Annotated in this window: 18 protein-coding genes; 1 reads left to right on the plus strand and 17 read right to left on the minus strand. The window is 29.8% G+C overall.

The window, feature by feature from the left end:
• The first annotated feature begins 29 nt into the window (after positions 1-29).
• Positions 30-1,211 carry an alginate O-acetyltransferase AlgX-related protein gene (locus KQI38_RS13470; RefSeq protein ID WP_216560222.1) on the plus strand — a complete coding sequence of 394 codons (1,182 nt, stop codon included), beginning with the start codon at positions 30-32 and terminating at the stop codon, positions 1,209-1,211.
• A gap of 279 nt (positions 1,212-1,490) precedes the next feature.
• On the opposite strand, the gene KQI38_RS13475 is transcribed toward KQI38_RS13470, so the two are convergent.
• The 17 genes from KQI38_RS13475 to pcp all read right to left on the minus strand — a co-directional run bounded on the left by KQI38_RS13475 (position 1,491) and on the right by pcp (position 17,234).
• Entirely contained in the window at positions 1,491-2,438 is a 948-nt protein-coding gene (locus tag KQI38_RS13475) for an ROK family protein (RefSeq protein ID WP_216560224.1), read from the minus strand.
• 199 nt (positions 2,439-2,637) lie between these two features.
• Positions 2,638-2,784 (minus strand): hypothetical protein, encoded by a 147-nt coding sequence (locus tag KQI38_RS13480; RefSeq protein WP_201259814.1) that lies wholly within the window; start codon positions 2,782-2,784, stop codon positions 2,638-2,640.
• Between the two features lie 100 nt (positions 2,785-2,884).
• Positions 2,885-3,226 (minus strand): zinc ribbon domain-containing protein YjdM, encoded by a 342-nt coding sequence (locus KQI38_RS13485; protein WP_216560226.1) that lies wholly within the window; start codon positions 3,224-3,226, stop codon positions 2,885-2,887.
• Between the two features lie 161 nt (positions 3,227-3,387).
• Positions 3,388-3,567 carry a hypothetical protein gene (locus KQI38_RS13490; protein ID WP_216560228.1) on the minus strand — a complete coding sequence of 60 codons (180 nt, stop codon included), beginning with the start codon at positions 3,565-3,567 and terminating at the stop codon, positions 3,388-3,390.
• Positions 3,568-3,716: 149 nt separating this feature from the next.
• Positions 3,717-5,189 (minus strand): xylulokinase, encoded by a 1,473-nt coding sequence (gene xylB, locus KQI38_RS13495; protein ID WP_216560232.1) that lies wholly within the window; start codon positions 5,187-5,189, stop codon positions 3,717-3,719.
• Between the two features lie 34 nt (positions 5,190-5,223).
• A complete protein-coding gene (gene hxlB / locus KQI38_RS13500) occupies positions 5,224-5,781 on the minus strand; it encodes a 6-phospho-3-hexuloisomerase (RefSeq protein WP_216560235.1) in 558 nt (185 codons plus the stop codon).
• Between the two features lie 16 nt (positions 5,782-5,797).
• Positions 5,798-6,832: an ABC transporter permease gene (locus tag KQI38_RS13505; protein WP_216560238.1), complete on the minus strand. Its 1,035-nt coding sequence runs from the start codon at positions 6,830-6,832 to the stop codon at positions 5,798-5,800.
• A gap of 20 nt (positions 6,833-6,852) precedes the next feature.
• Positions 6,853-7,860, minus strand: coding sequence for an ABC transporter permease (locus KQI38_RS13510; RefSeq protein WP_216560241.1), 1,008 nt, complete (start codon positions 7,858-7,860; stop codon positions 6,853-6,855).
• Positions 7,853-9,373 carry a sugar ABC transporter ATP-binding protein gene (locus tag KQI38_RS13515; protein WP_216560245.1) on the minus strand — a complete coding sequence of 507 codons (1,521 nt, stop codon included), beginning with the start codon at positions 9,371-9,373 and terminating at the stop codon, positions 7,853-7,855. Before KQI38_RS13515 ends, KQI38_RS13510 begins: the two co-directional genes overlap by 8 nt.
• Positions 9,374-9,446: 73 nt before the next feature.
• Positions 9,447-10,481: an autoinducer 2 ABC transporter substrate-binding protein gene (locus tag KQI38_RS13520; protein WP_216560247.1), complete on the minus strand. Its 1,035-nt coding sequence runs from the start codon at positions 10,479-10,481 to the stop codon at positions 9,447-9,449.
• Between the two features lie 67 nt (positions 10,482-10,548).
• Positions 10,549-11,556, minus strand: coding sequence for a LacI family DNA-binding transcriptional regulator (locus KQI38_RS13525; RefSeq protein ID WP_216560250.1), 1,008 nt, complete (start codon positions 11,554-11,556; stop codon positions 10,549-10,551).
• Between the two features lie 250 nt (positions 11,557-11,806).
• On the minus strand, positions 11,807-12,832 hold the full coding sequence (locus KQI38_RS13530) for a lysylphosphatidylglycerol synthase transmembrane domain-containing protein (RefSeq protein WP_216560253.1): 1,026 nt from the start codon (positions 12,830-12,832) through the stop codon (positions 11,807-11,809).
• On the minus strand, positions 12,829-13,371 hold the full coding sequence (locus KQI38_RS13535) for a YkoP family protein (protein WP_216560256.1): 543 nt from the start codon (positions 13,369-13,371) through the stop codon (positions 12,829-12,831). Before KQI38_RS13535 ends, KQI38_RS13530 begins: the two co-directional genes overlap by 4 nt.
• Complete coding sequence (locus tag KQI38_RS13540; RefSeq protein WP_216560259.1) at positions 13,343-14,080, minus strand: polysaccharide deacetylase family protein; 738 nt, start codon at positions 14,078-14,080, stop codon at positions 13,343-13,345. Before KQI38_RS13540 ends, KQI38_RS13535 begins: the two co-directional genes overlap by 29 nt.
• A 22-nt stretch (positions 14,081-14,102) precedes the next feature.
• Positions 14,103-15,209 (minus strand): MGDG synthase family glycosyltransferase, encoded by a 1,107-nt coding sequence (locus KQI38_RS13545; RefSeq protein WP_216560262.1) that lies wholly within the window; start codon positions 15,207-15,209, stop codon positions 14,103-14,105.
• Positions 15,199-16,329: an MGDG synthase family glycosyltransferase gene (locus tag KQI38_RS13550; protein ID WP_216560265.1), complete on the minus strand. Its 1,131-nt coding sequence runs from the start codon at positions 16,327-16,329 to the stop codon at positions 15,199-15,201. The genes KQI38_RS13545 and KQI38_RS13550 overlap by 11 nt, the downstream gene beginning before the upstream one ends.
• Before the next feature lie 299 nt (positions 16,330-16,628).
• On the minus strand, positions 16,629-17,234 hold the full coding sequence (pcp, locus tag KQI38_RS13555; RefSeq protein WP_216560268.1) for a pyroglutamyl-peptidase I: 606 nt from the start codon (positions 17,232-17,234) through the stop codon (positions 16,629-16,631).
• Positions 17,235-17,245: the final 11 nt, after the last annotated feature.

Raw genomic sequence — 17,245 nt, forward strand, 5'->3', positions numbered from 1 at the left:
AAATGACTTCAACCTAAGGAGAAAAGCTAATGAAAAAATTTCTAAGATATAAAATAATATTAATATTTCTGCTAGTAATATTTGCCATTCCCATACTAACAGCTATGAGATATAATGTCAATGTCTCTAATATAGAGAATAGAACTCTAGCACCATTGCCACAGTATAGCAATGAAAGACTCTTGAATGGACAATACTTCAGTGAATGGGAAAACTATATATCAGATCATATAATAGGCAGAGATTATCTAATAAAATCATATACTCTGCTTAATATGAAAGTCTTAGGTAAACACAAAATAAATAATATAATTATAGGAAAAGAGGATACTTTACTTCCTTTTTATACAGAGGAACTGTCTAATAATTTGGAGTATTACTTAAACAACTTAAATGCAATGACAGAAAATATGAAGAATCTACAGAATCATATTAAAGCTAATGGCGGAGAATTTTATTTTGTAGGATTGCCTGGTCAATCATCCTTTTTCAAATCAAGATACCAAAACTATTTTGAAAATAAAGAAGGATATTTTGTAGAAAATGAAAATAAGATGTTTAATAATCTAGAAAAAAATAATATAAACTATATTAATATGAATGAAGTATTCAAAAAAGACCAAAATAATGAAAATTATTTAAAGACTGATCATCATTTTAGTTTTAAAGGTTCCTATAGAACATATGTAGAGATTATAGATAGGTTAAGAAATGACCTTGGCTTAGATATTGGAAAACCTCTAGACATAGAAGAATTAGATATAGTTACTTTAGATAAACCAATACTTGGTAGTCGAAATAGACAACTTTATTTCCTTCATCCAACAGATGAAAAAGTATCTATTGCATATCCGAGGACCCCTATAGACTATGAGAAATATACCAACGGAGTATTAGATCCTAAATTATATTATATTAATAATGATGAAAACCCCTCCTATAATATATATATGGGGGGAGACCAAAAGGAGATAATTATAGACACCAATAGAGAGGATTTGCCAAATTTACTTATATTCGGCGATTCATTCACCAATGCATTGGAGCCACTCCTATATTATCATTTTAATGAAACAAGAATCTTAGATCTAAGACATTATAAGGAAATGAATTTATATGAATATATAGGTTTACACAAGCCTACAGTAGTACTCATGATAAGAGATGATTTAAACTACGGAAATCCAGAAGGCAACGGTAAATTCCAATAGACAAGTTTTGACACTTGTCTATTTTTTATATATTTTTTGTATTTTTCCCGGGAAATATATGTTTTTTTGTATGTATGTGGAAGATTTTTGGAAATATGAAAGGGGACTTAAGCCCTCTTTTATAGATTAGTAATTAACTTAGATAAAACTATCGGAACTGAAATATAACAATCGTAAATACCCTATTATGTCTATACTCACCTGTAATTTTGCATAATGAAAATGGATAAAGACTACATTATTCAATATCATACTACAAAAGCATACATTTTAGTCCTACTATTTATATTCTTTTAACATAGCTGCACCTATAATTCCTGCATCATTACCTAATTTGGCAAGTTTAATTTCTCCAAAGTCTAATTCTTTAAATAGAATATATCTAGGCAGTAGATCCTTTACTCTATCTAAAAAGAAATCTCCTGCCTTTGCTACCCCTCCACCTATGGCTATAATATCTGGATCTATAATATTGATAATATTTGCTATTCCTATAGCAAGGTATTTAGCCATCCTATTCACTGCCTTGTTAGATAATTCATCACCTAATTCTGCACATTCAAATATTAACTTAGTATCTATTTCTTCAATACTATTGACATTTTTCAATATGCTGGTATTTATAAAACCATGCTCTATTTCATTTATGACATATCTCCGTACTGCTGTTGAAGATATAAAGGTTTCTAGACATCCATTATTCCCGCAATTACAATCGTAAAAGTTTTCTCCCACTATCATATGACCTATTTCAGAGCCTAAACCATGACTTCCTGTATATACCTTATGATTGATAATAATTCCTCCACCTACTCCAGTTCCGAGAGTAATAAAAACTGAATTAGAATAGCCCTTCATAACCCCCAATGCAGATTCTGCGATTCCAGCAATGGTAGCATCATTTTCTATATCTATTGGAATATCAAATCTATGTCTTAGATTTTTTCCAAGAGGAACATTGTTCCAATTAAGATTAGCATTATATATAACATTATTACCCTCTATATCTACAATCCCAGGTAAACCAATACCAATAGAATCTATTTTATGATTTAATTTAGAGGCTTTGGATATCATATCTTCTATAATTGATATGATTTGAGACTTGACAAAATCATAACCCCTATCTTTACTAGTAGGAATTTCTATTCTATAAATTATATTTAAATCTTCATCCAAAAGCCCAGCCCCTATATTAGTTCCTCCTATATCAATACCAATATTCAAGTTCATTACCCCCTTTGCCATGATTATACCAAATTTTATAAATACGGCAAATAAAAAATTTGTCTTAAAGCAATTATAAAGTAATTTCTTGAAACTCATATAAATTAAACTCTATTTAAAAAATCAAAATATGCTAGAAATTTAATATGAGTTATAAAAAATACCTTCTAGTAGCATAATACTAGAAGGTATTTCCTAATTAAGAAAATGTTTCATTTTCCGTTTTCTTAAATGCAAGAATATAATATTTATCATCAAGTTTTTGTTCAAGGTTTTGTATTTCTTTTAACTCTTCATTATCTATATTAGCTAAAGTTACTTGAGAAAGCTTATTTTTATCTTCCATCACACCACCTCCCATATATTTTATTATAGGTTAGTGATGATTTTTTTATTCAGACTGGAACGTAAGATATCCTTAAGATACTTATATAGTTTTATATATTCTATAGTTTTTTAACGAATTCAGATTTCAGCTTCATAGCTCCAAATCCATCAATTTTACAATCAATATCATGATCTCCATCAACTAAACGTATATTTTTGACTTTAGTACCTATTTTTACAACTGATGAACTTCCCTTTACTTTAAGGTCTTTGATTACTGTTATAGTATCTCCATCATTTAAGATATTTCCATTTGCGTCTTTTACAATCTTTTGATTTTCATTATTTTCATCCTCTGATTCTTGATTCCACTCATAAGCACACTCTGGACAAACAAAAAGATCTCTATCTTCATAAGTGTATTCGGAATTACATTTAGGACAATTTGGTAAATTACTCATAGTTTTATTTCCTCCGTATTTTAATTATTGTAAATCCTACATCTCCCTATAAATAAATTTGATTAACTAATACCACAATTATAGCAAATATCCCAGTATTGTCCAGTTTAGGGTAAATCAATAAAAAAACTCCAGAAGCTTTCTGGAGTAATGACTTAATTTTATTCCCATTTAGGTTCATTAAAATTACTAGGATCCTTAATTCTTCTGGCTTCTTCTTCAGATACAATATAGCCAGTTATACCTTTTTGGTCATATGCTTTTACTGCTTTTATAGCATCTTCTCTTGCCATAGGTTGAGAAAATTTATTTTCAGCTATTACAATATATTTTTGTTCCATAAATGCCTTCCTTTCATCTTTAGATATATTTAGTATATACTAAAAGATAAAAGAAATTCATATTCATATCCTTTGCTTTTACTTAATATATAATTTTAAGGGATTTAATAAGGTTTAAAAACAGAGCTCTTTTTTGAGCTCTGTTAGTTTTATATAGCTAATTCTTTAAATAAATCCTTTACATTAGGATAAATTTTCCTGAATTTATTATATTTTTCATCATAGAACAATACACTGTCTTCTCTTGGATGAATTGTATCAGTTATTTTTATAAAAGTGTTACAAGCTTCATCTACAGATTTAAATAATCCATATCCTACAGTAGCTAAAATTGCAGCTCCATATGCAGGGCCGTCATCTGAATTTACTTTGTTAACCTTTACATTTAATACATCTGCCATGATTTGGCACCACAAATCAGACCTTCCTCCACCGCCATTGATGGTGATCTCAGCAATATTCATTCCCATATCCCTCATAATTTCAAAGGTATCACGAAGGGAAAATGCTACACCCTCTAGAATGGCTCTAGTCATATCTTTTCTTTTAGTTGTCATATTCATCCCTATAAAGGTACCTCTAGCATTTGGATCATTATGAGGAGTTCTTTCACCTATTAAATAGGGTAAGAAGAAAATATTATTATCTATTTTTACATTCTTTGCTTCATCCAATAAACTATCAAAATCAGATTCATTTACATTTTCAACCCACCACTTTAGAGAAGCTGCCGCTGCCAAGGTAACTCCCATGACATGATATTTACCATTTGCATTACAGAATGAATGAAGTCTGTTATTATTATCTACTACAAAATCCTCCGAATTTGCGAAAACCACGCCAGATGTTCCTAAAGATACTGAGCATGCATTTTCTCCTACTATTCCACCACCAACGGCTGCAACTGCCTGATCTCCACCACCAATTACTATCTTTACATCCTTTGGTAATTCTAGTCTTTCAGCTAAATCTTCCTTTATATTTCCAATAACCTCAAAGGACTCATAAAGTCTAGGCAATTGTTCTATTGAGATTCCTAAAACACTTAACATCTCATTAGACCATTTTCTATTTTTAACATCTAAGTATAGAGTTCCTGATGCATCGGACATATCAGTTGCACATTCACCACTGATTTTATATGCCAAATAATCCTTTGGCAGCATAATTTTTTTAATCCTATTAAAATTATCTGGTTCATTTTCTCTTACCCATAATATCTTAGGAGCAGTAAAGCCTGTTAATGCAATATTGCCAGTCCAATCTGAAATCTTTGCTTTACCAACGATATTATTTAGATAATAACATTCCTTTTCAGTTCTTTGGTCATTCCAAAGTATGGCTGGTCTAATGACTTCATCTTCCTCACCAAGGATAACTAGCCCGTGCATTTGACCACTTAATCCTATGCCCTTAACTTCCGCCTTGTTAATTCCCCTAAATAATTCATCTAAACCCTTTAAAGTCTGCTGCCACCAGTCCTCTGGATTTTGTTCAGACCACATTGGTTGAGGGAAGTAAATAGGATATTCCTTGGTAACGGTTTTTATAATTTTACCTAATTCATCTATAGCAAGTATTTTTACCGATGTAGTTCCAACATCAACTCCAATAAAGTACATCTATATCCCTTCTCTCAATATCTATTTTAAATGATTATTCAAAATTTCTATGACGATTTGACATTTCCTCAAAAGTAGTCTCACTATTATCTACAAGACTCATAATAATCATATCAAATAGTATAAACAAGGATTGTTCAAATAAATTTCCCATAGGTTGAATGGATGGTACTACATTATCTTTTCCTTTATAAACACTTGCAGGTACCCATAGAACAAAATCTGCTAGTTCTGCTGTCTTCCTATCAGGAACTCCTGTTATAAGAGCTATATTGGCTCCAACCTTTTTAATTTCATTTACTACATAATGGATATGCCCTATTTCCCCAGACCCTGACGTGAAAATAAAAAGATCATCTTTTCTGACAGCAGGAGTTGTATCATCCCAACACCAATGCACTTCTTTTCCATAATGCATTAATCTCATGGCAAAGGCACGAGTTGCAAGTCCTTCTCTTCCTACTCCCATCAAAAATATTCTATCGGATTTATTTATCATATCCATAAAATGTTCTATGTCTTTGTAGTCAATTCTTTCAAATACTTGATCCAATTCTTCTAAAATAATTTTGTATACTAAATTAAATTTCATATTAGACTCCTCCAATTTAATTAGCTTTTATTTTTCTTGATAATTTCAATGATTTTCCATTGTCAATGAAAAAGTTTGTAATCATTACAGCTAATAACAATATCCCCCATATCAGCTTTTTGGAATATGGCGTAAATTGAAATATTGTAAATGCACTTTGAAGAAATTGTAAAACTGTTATTCCTAAGGCAACGCCAAATAATTTCCCTTTACCTCCATCTGGATCAATACCTCCTAATACAGCTACTAAAATTGTTTGTAATTGATAAGTATCTCCAAATCCCATTCTAGCAGAGTTAACTCTAGAAATTATAATTAAAGACGAGATACCTACTAAAAATCCAATCATAGCATAGGTTTTTATTAGCACCTTTTCAGCATCAACTCCTGAAAATCTTAAAGCTACTGAGTTTTGACCCACCATATATATTTCACTTCCAAACTTTGTCTTAGATAATATAAATGACACTATAATAAAGGTAATAACCAGTAAAATAAATATATATGGAATATCAAATAATGTCTTTGAACTAAGCTTCGAAAATTCTCTTATGCCAACTCTAACACTTTCACCATTAGTTAGGGCCATACCTATTCCTGTATATAATATCATAGTCCCAAGGGTAGCTAATATTGGTGGAATAGATAGTTTTGATATTAATATTCCGTTGAATAATCCACATAAAGTTGAGCATGCTAATGCAGCTAAAACTGCAATTAATATAGTAACTCCACTACTAACACTTTCTATATTAAAAAATTTACCTGATAGTACAAAAGCTGCTATTATACCTGAAAGCCCTGCATTTGCTACTATCGAAAGATCAATTCCTCCAGTTAACATAGCTAGTGACATAGCAATAGCTAAAAATCCAAATTCACTGATTTGAAAAGCCATAGATTGAAAATTATTTATAGAAAAAAACTTACCCTTCAATGTAATACCAAGAAATAAAGTTACTGTAGTGAATACTCCCAATAAAACAAGCATATTTGTATCATTTTTTAGGATACCATTAAACTTATGATACTTTTCATGTGTCGGTTTCAAATTAATCACCTCTTACTTAATCATTTAGTAAATATTAACTGTTTTCTATTATTCTTTCGTTCTTGATAAGATATAATAGAAACACTTGCTATAAGAATTATTCCAATGAATAAATCATTCCATGAAGTTGATAATCCCAAAAATACAAGAGTAGATTTAAATATTTGAATAATTCCTACTCCAAAAATTGCACCTAAAATAGTACCTTCACCACCAGTTAATCGTATTCCACCTATAACTACAGCAGCTATAACCATCAATTCACTTCCAACTAAGGATACAGGATTTATTAAATCTATTTCAGAAAAATAAACTATACCCATAATACCTGATAGTAATCCCATATAGGTATAAACAAATAATTTTGTTTTAAGTATATTTATTCCTGCCCTAAGAGCTGATTCCTCTGAATTTCCAATTGCAAAAATACTACGTCCCAATATAGTTCTATATAAAATAAACCAAGTAACAGTAAGAATAACTACAGCTATTACAAAGAATAATGGAATTCCATAAGATCCAGAACCATTGGTAATTGTAAATAATCGAGCCTTCCCGAAATTAAACAAAGACTGTGGTTTATCAGCCACAGAAATACTGCTTGTACCTATAAAGGTAGTCATAAATCCATAGAAAACACTAGATGTCCCTAAGGTAACAATAAATGTAGATAATTTGAAAAAATGAATTATTAAAGCATTTATAATTCCTAGACAACATCCTATAAAAGCAGAGAACAATAATGCAAAATAAATATTATCAATTCCCAGACTAAGCATCAATCGTATAGATGAATATCCACTTACTACTGCAATGGCAGTAAAAGAAACATCAATTCCTCCAGATATTAAAACTACCAAAGCACCAGCAGCTAATATTAATGTTCCTGAAGATGTCCTGAGCAGGTCAAATAACGTATTCATAGACAAAAAGTTTTTACTTACGGTACTAACAATTAATATATATACTGCCAATATACTTATTAAATATTTCTCCATTGGTTTTAGTTTTCTAAACCTTTTATTCATCTTCTAGCCCCCCTAATGGATTGTTAATAATTTCAAAAATCTTGTCCTGAACATTATCATTATCAAGATCATCTTCATCTAAATATTTAATAATCTTACCTTCATGCATTATTATCACTTTATTACAGTTTGCTAATATTTCTTCTATTTCATCTGAAATAAGTATAATTCCCATGCCTTTATTTGCATTTTCTTGAATCTTATCATATATTTCAGATTTTGACCCTATATCAACTCCTACAGTAGGTGTATCTAATATAAATACCTTGGGATCAGTAACCATCCATTTTCCAAGAACAATTTTCTGTTGATTTCCTCCAGATAACTTCTTTACATGTAATTCTATATCCTTATTATTTACATTCATATTATTTACAACTTCTGTAGAGATTTTTTCTTGCTTATTCTTATCTATTACTCCAAAATTATTTCTAAGCTCATTCAGTATGGTAGCACCTATATTAAACTTAGCACTACTTTCAAGAAATAAACCCTGAGTTAACCTATCTTCAGGTAAAAGAGCTATACCATGCTCCATAGCCTTAGTTGGCGAATCTATATCCACAGGCTTATTATCAATTATAACATTACCACTATCAATAGGATTTAATCCAAATAATGATAGTGCAATTTCCGTCCTACCAGAACCTAACAAACCTGTAATCCCCAAAATATCTCCCTTTTTAAGGGTGAAATTAATATCTTCAAACATACCTTTTTTAGTAAGGCTTTTTACTTCTAAAATTTTATCATCTTTTGAATATGTCTTTTTGTATCTTGAATACCCAATCTCTCTTCCAGTCATATAATAAGATAAGCTTTTAGGATTGAGCTCATTAGCAGTAAAATCTCCTACCTTTTCACCATCTCTAATAACAGTTATACTATCTGATACTTCAAAAATCTCATTTAATTTATGACTTATAAAAACAACAGAAATACCCTTTTGTTTTAATCCTAAAACAATAGATAATAATCTATCTACTTCTTTTTTTGTCAAGGCAGTAGTTGGTTCATCCATGAATAAAACCTTTGCATCTAAACTTAAAGCCCTACAAATTGCTACTAATTGTCTATTAGCTATAGATAAATTTCTAATTGGGGCATTTAAATCTAAAGACGCACCTATTTTATCTAATTGTTCCCCAGCAATTCTATATATTTCTTTCCAATTTATAAATTTACTTTTGCTGTAAATCATTTTATTCATAGCAATATTTTCGGCAACACTCATATGCAAAAATAAAGATAAATCTTGGTAAATAACCTGAATGCCTTCTTCTATTGCAGTTATTGGAGTTAGACAACTATAACTTCTATCTTCAATATTTATTGACCCTTTATCAGGTGTATAGACACCAGACAGGATCTTAACAAGGGTTGACTTACCACAACCATTTTCACCTGCAAGGCATTTAATATTGCCCTTTTCAATTTCTACATTAATGTTTTTAAGAGCATGAACTCCATCAAAACTCTTGGAAATATTCTTTGCTGATAATATGTTTCCCATTAAATTCTCTCCCATCTTATGATAATAAAGACAAAGGAAAAGTTTTTATTCCTTTGTCTTTATGTTGCACAAATTAGAATGGATATTTTCCAGGTTCAAATGTTCCTTTTTTTAATTCCAAAGGAGCATTACCATATACAACTTTATCTGTGATTTTAATACTTTCATATCCAGGTCTACCTAAATCTATTCCATCTTTAATTTCTTCTCCAGCAAGAATTTTGTACGCAAGATTCACACTTGCATAACCAGCATCTGCTGGTCTCCAAGTTTGAGCATGTGCCATAAAACCATCCTCAAGATAAGGACCTGATACAGAAGGAATACCTAAACTAACAACTTTAACATCAGTATTGTTTCTTTCCTTTAGAACAGAAGCCATATTGCTTCCTGCTGAAACTGAAGTTCCTACAAATCCTTGTAAATCAGGATGTGCATTTAATATTTCAAGGGCTTTATCTCTAGCAATTTTATCATCATTCTTGTCTTCATATGGTTGCTCAGATATAGGTGTCATATCAGGATAATTGGCTTTAATATGTTCCATTCCAGCATTATACCACTCCATATGAGTTTCCATGGTTAATCCACCAACCATGGCAGCAAATTTACCTTTACCACCCATAGCCTTTGCCAACTCATCAAACATAAGTACTCCGAAGGATTTATTGTCAAAAGCTTCAACATCATAATCTATTACATCTGCTAAACCAGCAGCTTCATGACTAATGATTATTATTCCTTTTTCTTTAGCTCTTTCTAAAACTGGTCTCATAGCATCTGGATCATTTGGAACAACAGCTATAGCATCTACACCTTGTGCTATTAAGTCTTCAACCATTTGTACTTGTTTAGCAGGGTCTCCACCTTCAGGAGCAATCTGCCAAGCTTTTACTTTTCCTTTATATTCATTATTAAACTCTTCTACTCCCTTTCTCATATCATCAAACCATGGAATACCTTCATGTTTTGCTACCATTACTATTTCAAATACATCTTCTCCATCACTAGCTGATTGATTATTTCCTTTTGGACTACATGCTGCTACTAATGATAAAATCATTAATAGTGAGATAAATGCTAATATTTTTCTTGAGTATCTCTTCATTAAATTTTCCTCCTAATAATATTTATTTGTAAAATTCAGCATTATTCTGAATGATTTACCACATTAACTAGTCTACCAATGATTGAGACATTACTTCTGATGATAAAAAAGTTGATTCTCTTTGGATTAATTTTGTTTCTACTAAATAATTTTTAATGACTATGTCTTCACCATTAATTAAATCAATTAGAAATTCTACTGCCAATGCACCTAAATCCTTAATAGGTTGCTCTATAGTCGTCAAGGAAGGATGCACTAACTCACATATAAAGCTATTATCAAATCCAATTATTTGTATATCATCTGGAATTCTTATACCTTTTTCCTTTAAATACTTCATCACTGTAGCTGCAGCAATATCATTAAAAACAAATATTCCATCATACTTTTCAATATTTATAATGTTATTTAAATTTTCTTCAAGCATTTTAACTTGGAAGTCACTTTCAAATCCTATAACATGGACTTCAAGATTTTTTTCCTTTGCACCATCTATGAATCCCTGATATCTCATTTCAGTAGCATCAAAAGTCTTAGGCCCCTTTATATGTAAGATATTTCTGCATCCTCTTTCATATAAATGGTTAAAAGCCATTTTACCTCCTTTATAGTTATCAGAAGATATAGTAAGAATAGACGGTGATATATGATTTTCAAAAGAAATAACTGGAATCTGAATATTCAGATATTCGTCCTTACACATACTCCTAGAAGCTATGATACCTGCTACCCTATGACTTTTTAGTACCTCTAAATATTCCTTTTCTTTTTCCTCATTGTCTTCTGTATTACATAAAAACAGTGTATATCCAAATCTATTAGCATGTTCTTCTATTACAGTAGCCATTTGATTAAAAAATGGGTTTGTAATATTAGGAATCATCAAACCTAATGTTTTAGAGTTTTTAGTAAAGATTGCTCTTGCCAATGCATTAGGTGTATATCCAGATTCATCGATCTCCTTTTGAATCTTCAACTTTACCTCTTCACTTACATATCCTGTATTATTTATGTATCTCGATACTGTGGCTATTCCTACTCCCGCCCTTTTGGCGATTTCTCTAATATTTGGCATAATCTTTCAACCTCATATTCTTTATATAATTGTATGAAACATGTTCCATATGATTGATTATAATTATATCATTATAAAATACTATCGTCAATAGCGGGACATAGTCATATAGCGATGTCCAATATTTGTCCCACTATTCAAATAAATAAGGTGCCCCTCTTTCTATATATAAAGGGACACCTTATTTATCTATATTCTCATGCACTTCACAAATAGATAAAGTGAATGGATACTCAGAAAAATCTCTCAATTAATTGCTTGGCTTCAGTTTTTTCCTTTTTTGGTAAATGTAATCTATTAATGTCACTACTCCGCTTATTAAAAGTCTAAGATAATAATCTATTATACGCCATAATAGAGTTGCATAGGATAAAATTTTATTAGGAAATAATGTCTTAAACAGGATATAGAATCCACCTTCTGAGGCACCTGCTGTACCTGGAGTTGGCATAAAGGAAATTGCCATATAATGAAGTGATTGAATAGCAATAATATCCAAATAAGAAATCCTTTTCAGACCTATTGCTAAATATACAAAATAGGTAATGGAAAAATAAAATGTTAATTGTAAAGTAGTAATTAAGATTAAATACATAGTACTTATTTTATTTTGTTTAATAATTTTTATACTGTCCATATAATCTGCTAAGCTATTATTCAACTTTTCAATTGCCTTATCTATATCACTTACTAATTTTAATTTATGCCCTAGTTCAAACAATTTAATTAAAAGATTTTTAATAAGTTTTTCATTTAAAAAAAGTCCTATTACTATTACAATTCCAAGAAAGTTTATAAAGCATCCTAATATTATAAATGACAATGCGACTCTTGATTTATCATATAAAAATTTAAATTTAAAAACAAACATGATTATAGCGTAAAATGTAACTACCAATTGGTAAATTAAAAATTTATTTATCAGTAAAGAAGTGGCTACCCCTAGGGGGATTCCATCATTCACTAGAGAATATATCTGTGCAGGCTGTCCTCCAGTAGCAAAGGGTGTAATAGAACTATAATATTGTCCAATCATACTAAGTTTCATTGAAGATATAAAATTAGTATCTACACTTAATATTTTTTTCATTTTATAAATTATATAGCCATCACAAATCCAAAATAATAATAATGATAAAAAAGATATAATTAGAAATATTTTATTTGTATTTTTAATTATGGATGGTAAATCTGATAAATCATTGCTATCAATTAATATCCATAATGTAGTTCCTATAAGTAATATTAAAATTACATAATTTATTGCTTTTTTCATAAATTAGTCCTGCTTCTCATTCTATCTACTAATTGATCATTTGTTATCCAGAATTCCTTCATTTTTCTTTTCTTCCTCCTCTTGTTGCTATATTTTCTGCTATATACTGTCTCTAATATCCGTTCCCATAATTCTACAAAAAATGAATTCAATATAGAATTTATATCTATAATCATAAATCCTTCCCTTTTCAATAAAGGATAAAGTAAAGTTTTTCCATGAAAAGCCTTTATATCTATGAATTTACTATCTTTTCCGACAGCATAGGCCAAAGAGTCTAGCTCATCTTTAAAGATTGTAACTATATCTTTAAAACTTAGATCCATATTCCTTATTTTTTGATTATCTATATGAATTTCAGCTAGAAAATCTCCTCTTTTAATAATAGTTCCATCAGGAAGACCTTTTTCCTTACCTCTATAGATATGAGGAGCAACATATAGTACTTGTTCTTTAGCATGTGGAATATATAGCCAATTACTATGTCTTACTATTTTCTTATCTATTAATTCAACTATCTTTAGAAACAATTTTCTCATACTTATTACCCCTCTTACTCTCATCTATTGTTTTAAATTTAAATCCTTTTTCTATTAATTTGGGAATAATTATTTCTAAAGCCTTAATAGTATTTTCAGGTGCATTCTCTGCCCCATTGCTATCATGTAATACTATTATATCTCCTGACTTTGTATTATCGACAATTTTATTAATTATATGTTCCACAGTAGTTTTCTTACTCCAATCTTGGGCATTTAGACTCCATAGTATTGTCTCTAGTTTATTCTTTCTTGAAAAATATGAAGTAAATAGATTGAACGTACCCCAAGGTGGTCTAAAGTACTCTAATGAATAATTAAGATCATTAAAAATTTCCATGGATTTTTCAAAATCCCTTTTAGTTTTCCAGAAAAGAGATAGCCAAAAGCTCCTATGACTATAAGAATGCAGACCTAATCCATGTCCATCTTCAATCATCTTATTAATTATATCTGGATGTTTTTTTGCCTTATTAGCCACTACAAAAAATGTTGCTTTTATTTCGTATCTTTCCAAAATTTTTAGTATCCTTAATGTATATCTAGGATCTGGACCATCATCAAAGGTTAAAAAAATACTATCCTCATTATCAATTTTTTTAATTATATATCTGCATTTGTTTCTAAAATATATATTAGGTAAAATATTATAGACAGTGAATCCAAGCCCTAAAGCTTTTACTGCAATGAAAAGATTTATTTGAATCACCTTCTTTACTTTAAGGATACAGCTATTTATGAAGTAATTTTATAGCCTCTTCTCCTAAAACTCTCATATTAATCTTTTGTTTTAAAGCCGCCATATTTTTCTTATATATACCAATTTCTCCTGTATTATCGGCTAAATCTTTTATAATAGAATATAAGCTATCCATATCTAAAGCAATAATACCAATAGAGTTTTGGGCTATAAATTTAGCATTCTCTAGCTCCTGCCCTAACTTAGGATTGTAAACAACTAGTGGAAGTTCTGAAGCAATAGCCTCAAACACAGTGATTCCACCAGGTTTAGTTACTAATATATCTGATTGAGCCATTAAAGAAGCTACTTCATCAGTATAGCCAATAGGTATAACTCTTTCCATGTCCATTTCTACTAGTTTTGCCAATAATTCTCTATTTTTTCCCGTTAATACTATAGTGGTTACTTTACCAAGTTCATTGAATCTACGATAAAATTCTTGATCTTCTGGTAATAGCCCCACCCCTCCACCCATGACCATAATAATTAAATGATCCTTAGGCAGGTTTAATGATGATATACCTTTTTCCTTTATTAAAAACTCTTTTCTAAGGGGTATACCCGTTACAATTATCTTTTGTTTCTCAATACCTTTTTCTATCATCTTATTTTTTACATATTCTGTAGCTACAAAATATTTAGAACAGTTAGGTGCAATCCATTCCCATCCATGAACTACATCTGTAATACATGTAATTAATGGCATAGAAAAAAAACCTTTTTCTTTTAAATTTGAAATATAGTGTGAAGCCGTAGGAAAAGTTGAAATTATCATTTTAGGCTTAACATCTAATAAATATTTTTTTAATCTATTTAAATTATACTTATAAAAAAATTTATCTGTATATAAATGTTCATTTTGACTTTTTTTATAGTAAAAACGATTATATATCTCAGGACTTTTCTTTACTAAATCTATATAGAATTTATACATATTCTTAGATAGCTTAGGCATCAAAATTTGAAAAACATCTACAATTTCTATGTTTATGGAAGAATCCATATCTAATATATGTTCTTTAATTCCTTTGGCTACACTTATGTGACCTAGTCCAAATTTTGACGTCAAGATTAATATATCTATATTACCCGCCATAGACAGTACCTAATCTATAGTTGTAGTCTTGTATTAGTTTTTCTCCCAGTTTAAAAACCTTATCTAGGGAAAATTGTTGAGATAATTTTTCCATTCTTTTTCTCATCGCCTTTAAAATCTCAGGATTATCCATAACGGTCTCTATAGTTGCCTTTATATTATTTTCCTCTACATAGATTGCCAAGCCTTCTTTTACTAAGAAGTTTAAATTTTCTTTTTCCTGCCCTGGTATATAATATGGTGATATTATGGGAAGCCTTTTTGCTATAGCTTCAGATATTGTTAACCCTCCAGGTTTAGTTATAATAACATCAGAAGTTTCCATTAAGTAAGGAATTTCATTTGTAAATCCATATAACTCAATCCTTCCAGCATTAATTAAATCAAGATAATGATTTTCTATTGAGTTTCTTAATTGATTATTATTTCCACAAACCACTACAATATGAAAATTTCTTTCTAAAGATACGATATTTTGTAATACTGTTTTCATATTTTTTAGTCCCAAACTGCCTGCCATTAATAAAACTTGAAAACTTTCTTTTTTAATTTTCTCATACCTAGAATCTTTAAAGAATTCCCTTTTAATAGGTATGCCATAAGAATAAATTTTATCTCTCGACATCCCCCGTCTTTCTAAAGTTTTATTTGTATAGGCACTTCCAGTAATGTAGGCATCTACATTTGAATTTATATAAATATAGTGTGCTTCATAATCTGTAACTACAGAAATAAAAGGAATATTAATCATTTTATTGTCTTTCAAATGTCCTATAACACTTACTACAAAAGCATGAGTTCCTATAATTAAATCTGGATCTTCTTGCAAAATAGTATGGTAGATTTTTTGTGCCGCTATTTTAGTAAAAGATTTTGTGACAAACTTATTGATAATTTCATTATTACTAATCTCATAAATACTACCGTAAAAATTAGGAAATTTATTAATAAGAATTTTATAAAAATCCATAAAAATAGTCTCTGATACTTTATTTATCTCCTTTAATATATCTACTTTTTTTACTTTATAACCTCTCTTTGTAAATTCCCCCTCTAAAGATGATGCAGCTTCATTATGACCGCCGCCTGTAGCAGCAGTAAATATTAAAACCTTATCCATAATTAATCCCCCTATTTAGATGTTTTAAGTCACTTTTCGAGATATTTTTAAATCATCATTTAATTTTACAATATCACGCCTATATTAATATAACGTTAATTATAGATTAAAACTTCCTAATTCTTTATATATTTTTATTTTTTATGTATTAGTGTGCTATCCTCATAGTACACCAGCACTGCAATGTTTGTCAACTATTAAAATATATTGTAGATATTTAATAAATTCTCAAATAATTTTTATCAATGAAAAAACAGGAGAAACTCCTATTCTCTAAGGGGGCCTCTCCTGTTTTTTCTTTAATTTCCAATACTAACTTCAATTGCAATAGTAAGTGCCTTTACAATATAATCCAATGACATACTAGGTGCCATCCTCTTATCTATAACCTGTTCTGGTATATATGGTATATGAATAAATCCACCTTTTATATTTTTGTATTTCTTGTCTATATTATAGAGTAAGCTATACATAATATGATTACATACATAAGTACCTGCTGAATTAGATATTTCTGCTGGGATTTTATTTTCTTTTAGTTTATTCACTATTTCCTTTATTGGTAATGTTGAAAAATAAGCTGCATCACTACCTTCAAATATAGGTTTATCTATAGGCTGATTTCCTTCATTATCTGGTATACCAGCATCATCAATATTTATAGCTACCCTCTCAACACTTATCTTATCTCTTCCACCTGCTTGACCAACGCAAATAACTATATCTGGTTTCTCTTCTTCCAACGCCATTTCTAGTATTTCTTTAGATTTCATAAATACAGTAGGTAGTTCTAATTTAACTATTTCAGCACCTAATATCTTATCTTTTAGCATCTTAACTCCTTCAAGAGCTGGATTTATTGTTTCTCCTCCAAATGGTTCAAATCCTGTAACTAGCACTTTCAAAATATCTCCCG

Origin of the sequence: Tissierella carlieri (genome assembly GCF_018917285.1) — a bacterium.
Lineage (GTDB): Bacteria > Bacillota > Clostridia > Tissierellales > Tissierellaceae > Tissierella > Tissierella carlieri.